We start from the raw sequence: 12,137 nt of genomic DNA, 5'->3' as shown, positions 1-12,137 counted from the left end.
CGTCGATTTGACTAGACGCTCGAAGTCGCCACCGCTGCCCTGTTCCATGGGCAGGCCATCAGGAAACACGATGACGTCGTCACTCAAGCGCATTGTCAAAAGCTCGCCGTTTCTGGCCAGGCTTGCCGTTCCCGCCTTCCGCGCACAATCGGTGGCGCTGTCGCACATGCCGATCAAGGGCAGCATCCCCCGGTTCGAAGGCCGGGCGCGGATGGAGAGCCCGGTGTTCCGCAGCAAAAGCGAGTATGACGCCTGGCTGGCCGAGAGCGCGGACCAGCGCGCGGCCGAACGGGCGGCGGACGCTGCCGCCGTGCAGCCGGGCGCCTTCGCCTTCGGGCTGGAAGGCTTCTGCTCGATCTGCAACGCGCCCACCGTCTTCGTCACCAGCATGGAATATGTCAGCACCGATGCGGACGGCCGTGCCCAGCCCAACTGGCGCGAGCATCTGATCTGCAGGGGATGCGGGCTGCGCAGCCGGGTGCGCGCCGCGCTGCAGATCGCGATCCAGGACCTCGGCATGCGCGCCGATCATGCGATCTACATCACCGAGCAGTTCGGACCGACCTATCGCTGGCTGAAGGGGCGGTTTGCCGATGTCACCGGCAGCGAATATCTCAAGCCCGGCTCGCCCTCGGGCTCGCGCCACATGGGGATCAACCATCAGGACATCCAGGCCCTCTCGTTCGCCGATGCCAGCTTCGATGTCCTGATGTCGTTCGACGTCCTCGAGCATGTGCCGGACAATGCCGCCGCGTTCCGCGAGATCGCCCGCGTGCTGCGCCCCGGCGGCAGGCTGGTGCTCACCATTCCGTTCACTGCGGACAGGCACGAAACCACGGTTCGCGCTGAAATGCAGCCGGACGGCGCGATCGTGCACCACCTTCCGGTGGAAATGCACGGCAACCCGACAGATCCGATCAACGGCGCGCTGTGTTTCCGGCATTATGGCTGGGACGCGCTGGACGAGCTGCGCGCGGTCGGCTTTACGGATGTCGCCGCGCACCTTTATCACAGCGCCGATCTTGGCCATCGCGGCGATCACCAGCTTCTGATCTCCGCCGTCAGGGTCTGAGTCCGGGCAGGCAATGAGCCCGGCAGGCATTGAACCCCATGCGCGCGTGCAGACAGGCCCCACCGGCGGGAGCGACGCGGAGCGGTCCCGTCAGAGAAATGATCCAGACCAGCAGGAATTGTCATGACATCTGTGTCCCTTGATTCTCGGCAGTCGAACGGTGGCATCGCGGAGCGGCTGGCCCGGTCGGCGTGGTTCGCTCTGGGCGGGCTGACGGGGCTGTTGCTGCTGCTGATGATCGCACGCACCTTCATCGGCGTGCCGCATTGGGATAGCTGGGGCCTGCTCACCTATCGGGAAATCTTCGGCGGCTTCTTCGATTCGCTCAACGGCCATGTGAGCATGGCGCCGCGGCTGGTCTATGCTGCCGACATCTGGCTGGCATCGGGGTCTTCGGCGCTCAACATGGTGGTGACGGTGCTGCTGCTCGTCGCCGATGCCGTGCTGCTGGTGTGGGTCTGTCGCCAGGCGCGGCTGTCCTGGGTGTATCAGGGCTTTGCGGTCATCATCCTGTTCTGGGCGTATCCGGTGGCCAATTTCATGAGCGCGTTCAACCTCCAGATCGTGGGCGTGTTCGTGCTGGCGACCTTCACCTTCGCCGCGCTGGCGTTCGGCAAGGGGGCCAAGGGGCTGTGGCTGTCGATCGCGATCGCGGCCACCGCCGGCGTCACCATGGCCAACGGCATTCTGGCAGGCTTTCTGCTTGCGCCGCTGGCCTGGGCGCTGGGTCGCCCAGCCAGGGACATCGTCACCGCCGCGATCGCCGGAGCCGCGATCATCGGCGTCTATCTGCTGCTCGCCACCGGTAGCGCCGACGTGCTGTGCACCGATGTCTACGACACCCAGAAGGCGCAGAGCTATCTGTCGCTGCAGAGCATCGGCTCGATGCTGGGCTATCTCGGCGTCTATCTCGGCGCGCCGGTCGCGCGCATCGTGTTCCGCACCGCCAGCTTTACCGACACGACGCTGATCGTCACCGGCGTGCTGGGTTATATCGGTCTGCTGACCGCCGCATTCCTGTCGCTGCGCGCCCTGTTCGATGCCGAGCAGCGTCGTCGGCCGATCGTCGGCTTCCTGATGGCACTGCTGGCGTTTCTGGTGGGGACCGCTGCGGTGACCGCTTATGGCCGCGGGGTCGAATGTCCGGTCTATTCGGCGGCGACCAGCCGCTACGGCACTTCGGCCGACATGTTCTGGATGACCACCGTGCTGCTGGTGGGGGCCCTGCCGCTGGCCGATCGTGCCTGGGCGCGGACCGTTCCAGCGCTGGGCACGCTGCTGTTCGGGCTGGTCATCGCCGCGAGCCAGCCGTTCATCGTCAAGGCCATGATCGTCAGCCCGGGCCTGTCGCCGGTGGCCACCGGCAAGTCGGGCGAGCAGTTTCTGGGTGGCGGCCACCAGGCCGACCGGGTGGGCGCGCGCACCGCGATCCTTTCGAGCACGCTCGATGTCGCCGCCTTGCGGGTGATCATGCTCGAGCCCGACGCGCGGACGCTCGCCACCTTCGATGTCTTGCGCGAAAAGCGGCTCGCCCCGTTCCAGCACCGCTGGTCGGCGCTGCTCGGCCAGCCGCTGCCCAGGGGCTATGACATGCGCCAGCGCGGCTGTTCGGGGACCGCTTCTGCGCCGGTTCCCCTGCCCGGGGGCGGCTGGCGGATCGCCGGAACGCTGCAGGGCAGCGCGACCCAGTTCGACCATATCGTCGCGCTCAATTCCGCCGGGCAGGTGGCAGGCTATGCGATGCGCAGCCCGGGCCGCACGCTGGGCGAGGCCGTCCGCAATTCCAACCCGGGCTGGCAGGGTCATGTCAATGCGCGCTGGGGCGCGGGCGCGGTGACGCTCTATGCGCTTGATCCCGATGAGAAAACGGCCTGTCGATTTGCTGAAGCCGATCTGCCCGGCATCTGATTAAGGCGCGCCGCGCGGCAAGCGCCGGGCCGTTAACGACAAAAAACTTGCGCATTCCGGCGCTACCCAGCAAAGCCTTAGCGACATGATGACCGGCGGGAGCCGGCAGCAGGTCGTGCAACCCGGTTGAAAGAGTCGAGCAGGCACGTGGCAATCCCGTTTCCGTCTTACCCCAATGTGTCAGCCTGTCGCCAGCGTGCATCGCGCATGGCCATGGCGGGCACGCGCCCGACGGCGCCTGAGGCCCGGCACTGATGGCGTTGAATTTTCTGAACAAGGCCAAGGTCACCAAGGTGGGCGCGGATGGCAAGCGCTATCGCTCCAAGACGCAGTCGCGCACCAAGTCTGCCCCGCGCACCAGCCGCCGGAGCCGCAGCTTCTGGCTGCTGCTGGCGTTCCTGGCGCTGGTGTTCCTGATCGGCGGCAGCTCGCGCAAGGAAATCCCGACGCTCATCCTGTTGCGTCCGGCATCGGTGCTGCTGGCCTTTTATGCGATTGCCACCACCACCGCCGAACAGTGGCGCGCCTATCGCGCCCCGCTGGTGATGATGGCGGCGATCGTGCTCATCACCATCGCGCATCTGGTGCCGCTGCCGCCTGCGATCTGGCAAGCATTGGCGGGCCGCGAGATCATCCTCGATGTCGAGCAACTGGCCGGGCAGCCCGACATCTGGCTGCCGCTGGCGATGGTGCCCCTGGGCGCCTGGAACGCGTTCTATGCGCTGTTCGCGCCGATCGCGGTGTTCCTTCTTGCGATCCAGCTGGATGACCGCGACACCTTCTGGCTGCTCGTCGCGCTGACCGGGCTGGTGCTGCTCAGCGGGCTGGTGGGCGTGATGCAGGCGGCCGGGATCAACGTGCAGCTCTATGCGATCATGTCGGACACGCCCCCAGGGCTGTTTGCCAACCGCAACCATCAGGCCGCGCTGCTGGCGATGCTGTTCCCCATGCTGGCGCTGATCGCGGCGACCGGCGAGCGCTTCGGGTTCGACGGCAGCTTCCTGCGGGTGCTGACCGCTGCGCTGGCCATTGCCGTGGTGCCGCTGGTGTTCGTCACCGGCTCCCGCATGGGGCTGCTGGTGTGCGTGGTCGCGATCCTCGCGATCCCCGCGATGCAGCTTGGCCTTCTGCCCACGCACTGGCTGCGCGGCGGCGCGCGGCCCAAGATCGCGCTGGGCGTGGGCGTCGCCGCCGTAGTGGCAGCTTTGGCCGGAATCGGTTTTGCCATGTCGCGCAATGTCGCGGTGGAGCGGCTGTCGCTGATCAACGAGGATCTGCGCTATTCGGTGTGGGAAGAGGTGCTGGCGTTTCTGCCCGGCTATCTGCCCTGGGGATCGGGTGTCGGCAGCTATGCCGAGGTCTACCAGATCCACGAACCCAACCGGTTGTTGAGCGCGAGCTATTCGAACCACGTCCATAACGACTGGCTTGAAGTGGTGCTGATGGCCGGTATTCCGGGGATCATTCTGCTTGCCGCTGCGGTGGTGATGTTCTGTGTGGCGGCGTGGCGTTGCCGGGGCGCGCGCGGAACGCAAAGCAAGTTCAACCGCCTGGGGCTGATCATGGTGCTGGTTTTGGCCATTGCGAGCAGCGTCGATTATCCGCTAAGGACGCCCATCATGGCGTCGGTTTTCGCACTGGCGGTCGTGTGGTCTTGTCGACCGAATCACGCAATTCGCGAAGTTAAGGGCAGGGAAGCCAATGTTTGAACGTGCGCGTATGGTTTTCGTCCCGCTCGTCGCCGCGCTGATCAGCACGGCGTGTGCTTCTGGCGGTCCGGTCCAGCTGGGTGGCGCCGCCAACCTGGCGCTGGTCCAGGCCGATGCCCTCCCCGTGCCGACCTCGGCCGATTATGGTGCTTCGCAGCGTCCGTTCATCGTCGGCCCCTATGACATGCTGAGCATCGACGTCTTCGGCAACGAGGACCTCAAGGCCGATGAAATCCAGGTCGATGCCGGCGGCCGCATCACCTTTCCGTTGATCGGGACGGTGGAAGTGGCAGGCAAGACCCCGGGCGAGATTGCGCGCACGATGGAATCGATGCTCAAGGGCCGTTATCTGCGCAATCCGCAGGTCACCGTGAACCTCAAGGAAACCGCCAGCCAGGTGGTCGCGATCAGCGGCGAGATCAAGAAGCCGGGCATCTATCCGATCGTCGGCGACATGACGCTGCTCAAGGCGATCGCGCGTGCCGAAGGCTGGACCGAATTCTCCAAGAAGCGTGAAGTGCTGGTCTTCCGCAAGGTCGGCGGGCAGCAATATGCAGCGCTGTACGACGCCAAGGCGATCGAGCGCGGTCAATATGCCGATCCGGAGCTGTACCCCAATGACACCGTCGTGGTGGGCGATTCGCAGGCCCGGCGGAACATGAAGGACCTGTTCACCGTGGTGCCGCCGATTGTCGGCCCGCTGATCTTCCTGCTCGGCAACAACAACTGACGCAAGCGCTGGACCAGACATGCAAAACACAGAAAATTTCGGCGCTTTAGAACCCCAGCGGGGCTATCCGACGACAGGAGCTATCGGGCCATCGGTGCCGCCGATGCTGCTGCAGTACTGGTACACGGTCATGCGCTGGCGCTGGCTGATGCTCGGCATCATCCTGGGCTGCATCGTGCTGAGCGTGGTGGTGACGCTGTTCATGTCGCCGCAGTACACCGCGCAGGTCCAGATCCAGATCGATCGCCAGCAAAAGCAGATCACGATGGTCGAGGGCATCGAGGCCCAGACCACGCCGCAGGACCAGGAGTTCTACGCGACCCAGTACACGCTGCTGACCGCGCGTCCGCTGGCCGAGCGCGTCGCAGCCTCGCTGGCGCTCTACAACAACGAGACCTTTCTGGCAGCGCACGGCATCGATGGCGATGTGCTGACCGAAAAGTCGCCGGGCCTGTCCGCGCAGCAGATCAAGGACAAGAACCGGCGGTTGATCATCAATCTGCTGCTCGACAATGTCGACATCGCGCCGATCCGCAACTCGAAGCTGGTCAACGTCACTTATACAAGCCGCGATGCGAACCTTTCGGCGCGGATCGCCAATGAATGGGCCGCAGCGTTCATCGCAACCAGCATGGACCGGCAATATGCCTCCACCGCCGATGCGCGCAAGTTCCTCGAGGAACGCCTTGTCACCCTGCGCCAGCGGCTCGACGAATCCGAAAAGCTCGCGGTGAACTATGCGTCGCGCAACGGCATCGTCTCGCTGGGCGAAACCCGCGACAGCGAAGGCCGCACGACCTCCAACCAGACGCTTGCCGGCGCGCAGCTGGCCGAAATGGCCAGCGCGCTCAACGAGGCGACCGCCGCCCGCATCGCTGCCGAAGCACGCAGCGGGTCTGCCGGGGAATCGACCAGCGAATCGGTGACCAGCAATTCGCTTTCCAGCCTGCGTGGCCAGCGCGCCACCATCGCGGCGGAATATGCCAAGAAGCGGGTGCAGCTCGAGGACGGGCATCCCACCGTCCAGGAACTCAAGCAGCAGCTTGCCACCACCGACAACGCGATCAGCCAGGAAACCCAGCGGATCTCGCGTGCACGCCAGTCCGAATATCGCGAAGCCGCGCGCCGCGAGGCCGAGCTGCGCGCCAAGGTGGAAACGCTCAAACAGGGTCTGGACGTCCAGAACAAGGCGAACATCCAGTATGCCGCCTTCCTGCGCGATGCCGACACCAACCGCCAGATCTATGACGCGCTGCTGCAGCGCTACAAGGAAATCGGCGTTGCCGGGCAGGTCGGGGTCAACAACATCAGCGTTGTGGAACCGGCCAATGCGCCCGATCGTCCGTCCTCGCCCAACCTTCTGCTCAACCTGCTGATCGCCACCTTCCTGGGCGTTGCCCTTGCTGGTGCCACGGCATTCGGTCTCGAGCAGATCGACGAAGGTGTCCGCGATCCGACCCAGGTCGATGCGCTGCTGGGGCTGCCCCTGCTGGGCATCACCCCCAAGGTGGAGCGCAATGCGACCGAGGAGATGGCCGATCTCAAGTCCGCGCTCTACGACGCGTACTTCTCGATCCACTCCAACCTGTCGTTCTCGACCAGCCACGGCTTCCCCAAGTCGCTTGCGGTTACCAGTACCCGGCCGAGCGAGGGCAAGAGCTCGACCTCGATGGCGCTCGCCATCGTGCTCGGCCGCACCGGCAAGAACGTGCTGCTGATCGATGGCGATCTTCGCTCGCCCTCGATCCACGGCATGCTGGGCATGACCAACGAAAAGGGCCTGAGCAACTATCTGGCGGGCGAGGATGACTGGCAGAGCTTCATCCAGCCGACCGAGCTCAAGAACGTGTCGATCATCTCGACCGGCCGTTCGCCTCCGAGCGCTGCCGAACTGCTCAGCGGCGATCGCCTCGCCTCGCTGATCGCGCAGGCGCTCACCCAGTACGACAATGTCGTGATCGATGCGCCGCCGGTGCTCGGAATGACCGACGCGCCGCTGATCGCCAAGGCGGTCGAAAGCGTGGTCTATGTGGTCGAATCGGTCGGCCCGGCCGTCCGCGGCATCCGTAGCTCGATCCAGCGTCTGGTCATGGCCAACGCCCGCCTGTCGGGTGTTGTGCTGACCAAGGTCGGCGAAGGATCGATGAACTACGGTTACGGCTATGGCTATGGTTACGGCTATGGCTATGGCTCGGACCGCAAGGACCTCGACCAGTAAGGATGGGTACCCCGTGTTGATGGCTGCCTCGCCTGCGGCGCGCGCGGCGCGCTGGCCGCTCGGATTTGCAGCGCTGGTGCTGGCTTATTGGTCGTTCGACTATTCGGTGGCGAGCAACATGCGCCGCGCCAACCCCGAAGCCGCGTATCGCGCCCGCCCGACCGATCCGGGCGCGGTGGCGGCCGCGATGAACGACCGCATGGTGGTGCGCAACCAGTTCGAAGCCGGCGCGGACGATGCTGCCAACGCGCGCGCTGGCCTGCGCCAGGACCCGCTCAACCGTGTGCTGCTGCGTACGCTGGGCGTGCACGAGGAAATCAGCCGCCGACAGCCCGAAGCGCTCAAGGCCATGCAGATGGCCAGCCGCGTTTCCCGCCGCGACAGCATCACCGAACTGTGGCTGGCGGAATACCACCGCCGCAACGCAGCCCCCGCCCGGGCGCTGGTCCACTATGACGCCGCGATGCTGGTGCGGCCCGATCTGCAGAAGGCGCTGTTCCCGCAGATGACCACGGCGCTGGCGCAGCCAGACTTCCGTGCGGCCGTGCGGCCCTATATCGCGCGCAAGGCCAGCTGGGCGGTGCCTTTCGTGGGGACGGCTGCGCAGGCCGATATCGATAACGTGGTTGCGCTGGTCGAACCGGTCGCGAACCGGATGGCGGCACCCGGCTACGAGCCCGCGTTCGCGCAGATCCTCTATCGGCTGATGGCGCGCGGCGACGGGGCAAGGGCACTGGCGCTCGCGCCGAAGGTGTTCTCCGCGTTCGATGCAAAGGCGTTTGCGGCGCCAGGCTGGAACAGCACCACCACCGACAGCCGGTTCGGAAGCCTTGCATGGTCGTTCGAGCAGACTGGCGATCTCAATGCGTCGCTGGAAGATGGCAGGACGCTGGCGGTCATGGTCAATCCGCTCGCGTCGGGCAGATTTGCCGCTCGAGATATCCCGGTAACGCCCGGAACCGCCTACCAGCTTCGCCACACGATCGATTACGGGCAGTCCTCGGCGCAGGCGCAGGTCCGCTGGACGGCAGCCTGTGTCGGCGAGCAGTCGGCACCGGTGTTCTGGCAGGGCGATGTCCCGCTGACCCGTGGACGAGCGCAATACAGCGCCGCGCTTGCCACCCCGGCATCGTGCACACTGCTCCGGCTGACCGCCAACGCGATCGGCGCGGATGCTCAGATCCCTTCCGAATTCTCCATTTCGCAGCTGCAACTCGCACCCAACTGAACGGTTGCTGCCCGCTAGGCGTTCAGGTGACCGCAGCCGGTGACGGGTTGCGTCCTAGGTGCTAGTGCTAGTGCATCAGGTGGTCTTGCGACCGGCAAGCGTCACCTTGGCCGCGGAATGGCCTGTGCCTGTCTGGGTTGCAGGGCTAGCGCAATCAGCATCATCGCGAAGATCGATCCCGACGACCCTCCGTTGTACTGAGGCGCCTGCAGGCTGTACAAGGCGAGGACGATGGCGGTAAGCGTCACCGCTTCGGCAAGAACCGCGCTGTATCCCAGCTTCAGGACCGGCCAATAGCTGTGGCAGCCGAGGTAGCTGATGAACATGTAGATCATCAGGCCGGCAACGCCATACATGTAGAAGATGCCCATCATGCCGATGTCGCCGGGGAAGAAGTAGGTGATCCCGGTGAGCGGCCGATAGTTCTCGACACCGAAGGAGATTCCGGCGCCGGTCAGCCAGTAATATTGCATCGACTGAGAGGCGATATCGACCGAATTCACGCGGATCGATGCGGACTGATCACCGAAATACAGGAACGGATTGAGGCTGGGATCGATCAGCAGCAGGATGGAGAAAAGCGTTCCTGCGAGATACGCCAGAAATGCCGCGCGGCCCATCAGCGGAACGTTGCGAAGCGCGACATACCCCACCATGACCAGAAAGGTGACGGTGGTGATGGCGCGGGATTCCGTTACCCACCACGCTATCGCGAACAGCCCTGCTGCCAGAAGATAAGGGACGGCGAAGCGCAGGCGCATCTGGACCACCGAATAGGCAGTCCCGAAAACGAGCAGCAATGCTGCCGCGTGCAGTCGGTCGCCTCGACCGGCATCGTCCGCGCTGGCGATGGCCCGGGTGATGCCGCCGGTATCGATGATGCCCAGCCTGATCGCGCCGGATGCCATCAGATAGAACACCGCATAGCCGCAGCACAGGATGTAGAACCAGCGCATCAACCGGCCGAAGCTGCGGTCCTGGAACGTCAGGGCGAACAGGCCGACAAACGTCAGCCCGATATACTCGCCACCCGAATTGACCGTGAACGGGACGCCCGAGTTCATCGAGAACACGAACAGGAACAGAAAGATCGAAAACAGACCCGCCAGCGTCAGGCCTGCGGCGAAGATCTTTCCCCGCCAAAGGCAGATGGCACCGCCGGTCAGCGTGAGGATCGCGGTCGCCACGATCGCGGACAGACGGATGGTTTCCCCCGCCGCTCCGAGAAGATCGGCGACGAAGCCGTAGAAGATCAGCGAGGTGCACAACGCGGCGAACGTCAGATAGGCCGCTCCCAGGCCACCGACCGCAAAGAGCGAATTGGGGCGTGTTGCCACGGCCTGGGGCCGCATGGCGTAATAGGGGGCTGAAGCGTTGGCCAAGGATCGCACCTTATGATGGGTTGAGGCGGTATGCGCGCTGCTACCATGATGGCAAAGCCGATGGCAAATGTGCTGCGCGGCGGACATTACATAATTTGATCGGCCTTGAACAAGCCCTTGTCGAACCCGTCCCGCAGCGCCTATGCGCGAGCGCAGCAACCAGAGGTGGGATTTTCAGTGCAACCGATCACGCCGCCCTGCTTTTCCGCGCTGACATGCCTGCCGGACCCCGGCGCGGCAAATGGACACCCCCAATGAGCGTCTCGCGCAATTCTGCCTACAACCTCGTCGGTGCCGCGCTGCCGATCGTGCTCGCGCTGGCGACGGTGCCTGTCTATCTCAAGCTCGTCGGGCCGGACCGTTATGGCGTGCTGGCGATCGCCTGGTTGCTGCTCGGCTATTTCGGGCTGTTCGATCTGGGGCTGGGCCGCGCGACGTCGCAGCGGATTGCCGCGCTCAGGGATGCGCCGCCTGCAGAGCGCGCCGCCACCTTCTGGACGGCCTTGTGCGTCAACGTGGTGATGGGGGCGGTGGGCGCTTTGCTGTTCTGGCCACTGAGCTATTATCTGTTCGGCCATTTCTTCCGCGTCGACGAGGCGCTGCGCCCCGAAGTGATCGCAGCCGCACCGCTGCTCGCGCTGGCGGTGCCGGTGGCGACGACGACCGGCGTGCTCACCGGCGCGCTGCAGGGGCGCGAGCGGTTTCTCGAGGTCAACATCATCTCGGTGCTCTCGACCACCCTGTTCCAGCTGCTGCCGCTGGCGGTGGCGTGGCTTTATGGGCCCTATCTGCCGGTGGTCTTGCTCTCCGCGCTGGGTGCGCGCGCGCTCGCGCTGCTGGTGCTGTGGCAGCGCTGTCAGGTGGACCTCGTGCGCGGCCAGCCGGTGCGCCCCGACCGCAAGCTGGTCAAGCCGCTGCTCAGCTATGGCGGCTGGGTGATGCTCACCTCGATGATCGGACCGCTGCTTGTCGTCTCGGACCGCTTCCTGATCGGCGCGATCCTGGGCGCGGTGGTTGTCGGCCATTATGCGGTGGTGTTCCAGCTGGCCGAGCGAATCACCGTGGTCCCGATGTCGCTGACCAACGCGATGTTCCCGCGGCTCGCCACGCTGACCGGAGAGGATGCGAACCGGCTGACCGCCAGCGCGATCACCGCGGTCCTTGCGATCATGACCCCGGTGATGATCGCCGGGGTCTTCATCCTCGATCCGTTCCTGTCGATCTGGGTCGGGGCCGACATTGCGCGCGAGGTCGGGTTCGTCGGCAAGATCCTGCTGGCAGGATACTGGATCAACTCGCTGTCGCTGGTGCCCTATGCCCGGCTGCAGGCCACCGGAAGACCCGATCTGGTCACCAAGGTGCTGCTCGTCGAGCTCCCGGTGTATCTCCCGGTGCTGTACTTTGCGCTCACCAGCTTCGGGCTGGTCGGCGCGGCGGTCACGTTCAGCCTGCGTCTGGCGGTGGACTATGTGCTGCTGTCGCTGGTCGCAGGGCGGATCGCGGCGCCCTGGGCGACGCTGGGCTGTGCCGTGCTGCTGCTTGCGGGTCTGGCGATCTCGGAAATCGCCTCGCTGTCGCTGATGGCGCTGCTCGGCATCGGGGCGCTGCTGACCGCGGTCGCGATGGCATTGGGGCTGTGGATCGCGCCCCCGCAGCTTCGCCAGATCATCACGCGGGTGCTGCCCTGGGGCCGGCAGTCGATCGCCAGAGTCCGCTAAAGCGGGCCGAAGGCTAGGGCACTGCCCGTTTCGGCCACTTGCAAGGGCCTGCCATGGCTGTATAGCTCCATCCACCAAAAGGGGTGGCAACAGTCAGCGAAACTGCGCTGAAAGATCAAGGGTCCTGGCCAGAAGCCGAGCACAGCACACATCCGCGCAATCCCGATCCGGC

General features: G+C 65.1%; 8 protein-coding genes. 7 read left to right on the top strand and 1 reads right to left on the bottom strand.

The features are described 5' to 3' along the window. Positions 1-70 precede the first annotated feature (70 nt). The 6 genes from IP68_RS11385 (at position 71) to IP68_RS11360 (ending at position 8,865) form a co-directional block, all read left to right on the top strand. The gene (locus tag IP68_RS11385) at positions 71-1,072 is read left to right on the top strand and encodes a class I SAM-dependent methyltransferase (RefSeq protein ID WP_054135118.1); all 1,002 of its coding nucleotides are present in this window, start codon (positions 71-73) and stop codon (positions 1,070-1,072) included. Between the two features lie 123 nt (positions 1,073-1,195). Continuing rightward, entirely contained in the window at positions 1,196-2,980 is a 1,785-nt protein-coding gene (locus tag IP68_RS11380) for a hypothetical protein (RefSeq protein ID WP_054135117.1), read from the top strand. 254 nt (positions 2,981-3,234) lie between these two features. After that, positions 3,235-4,689 carry an O-antigen ligase gene (locus IP68_RS11375; RefSeq protein WP_156318077.1) on the top strand — a complete coding sequence of 485 codons (1,455 nt, stop codon included), beginning with the start codon at positions 3,235-3,237 and terminating at the stop codon, positions 4,687-4,689. Then, complete coding sequence (locus tag IP68_RS11370; RefSeq protein WP_054135115.1) at positions 4,682-5,419, top strand: polysaccharide biosynthesis/export family protein; 738 nt, start codon at positions 4,682-4,684, stop codon at positions 5,417-5,419. Before IP68_RS11375 ends, IP68_RS11370 begins: the two co-directional genes overlap by 8 nt. A gap of 19 nt (positions 5,420-5,438) precedes the next feature. Next, a complete protein-coding gene (locus IP68_RS11365; RefSeq protein ID WP_054135114.1) occupies positions 5,439-7,637 on the top strand; it encodes a polysaccharide biosynthesis tyrosine autokinase in 2,199 nt (732 codons plus the stop codon). A gap of 13 nt (positions 7,638-7,650) precedes the next feature. Beyond that, positions 7,651-8,865, top strand: a complete 1,215-nt coding sequence (locus IP68_RS11360; RefSeq protein ID WP_156318075.1) for a hypothetical protein — start codon at positions 7,651-7,653, stop codon at positions 8,863-8,865. A 101-nt stretch (positions 8,866-8,966) separates the two neighbouring features. On the opposite strand, the gene IP68_RS11355 is transcribed toward IP68_RS11360, so the two are convergent. Further along, positions 8,967-10,247 (bottom strand): hypothetical protein, encoded by a 1,281-nt coding sequence (locus IP68_RS11355; RefSeq protein WP_156318072.1) that lies wholly within the window; start codon positions 10,245-10,247, stop codon positions 8,967-8,969. A gap of 254 nt (positions 10,248-10,501) precedes the next feature. Between IP68_RS11355 and IP68_RS11350 the strand changes: the two genes are divergently transcribed. Continuing rightward, positions 10,502-11,965 carry a flippase gene (locus IP68_RS11350; protein ID WP_054135111.1) on the top strand — a complete coding sequence of 488 codons (1,464 nt, stop codon included), beginning with the start codon at positions 10,502-10,504 and terminating at the stop codon, positions 11,963-11,965. Positions 11,966-12,137 lie beyond the last annotated feature (172 nt).

Origin of the sequence: Blastomonas sp. AAP25 (genome assembly GCF_001295965.1) — a bacterium.
Classification (GTDB): Bacteria; Pseudomonadota; Alphaproteobacteria; order Sphingomonadales; family Sphingomonadaceae; genus Blastomonas; species Blastomonas fulva.
This window is presented reverse-complemented; position numbering and strand designations above follow the sequence as displayed.

Coding starts and splice junctions, on each gene's coding strand:
- IP68_RS11370 (WP_054135115.1), top strand. CDS start 4,682: ATGTTTGAACGTGCGCGTATGGTTTTCGTCCCGCTCGTCGCCGCGCTG.
- IP68_RS11380 (WP_054135117.1), top strand. CDS start 1,196: ATGACATCTGTGTCCCTTGATTCTCGGCAGTCGAACGGTGGCATCGCG.
- IP68_RS11375 (WP_156318077.1), top strand. CDS start 3,235: ATGGCGTTGAATTTTCTGAACAAGGCCAAGGTCACCAAGGTGGGCGCG.
- IP68_RS11365 (WP_054135114.1), top strand. CDS start 5,439: ATGCAAAACACAGAAAATTTCGGCGCTTTAGAACCCCAGCGGGGCTAT.
- IP68_RS11385 (WP_054135118.1), top strand. CDS start 71: ATGACGTCGTCACTCAAGCGCATTGTCAAAAGCTCGCCGTTTCTGGCC.
- IP68_RS11350 (WP_054135111.1), top strand. CDS start 10,502: ATGAGCGTCTCGCGCAATTCTGCCTACAACCTCGTCGGTGCCGCGCTG.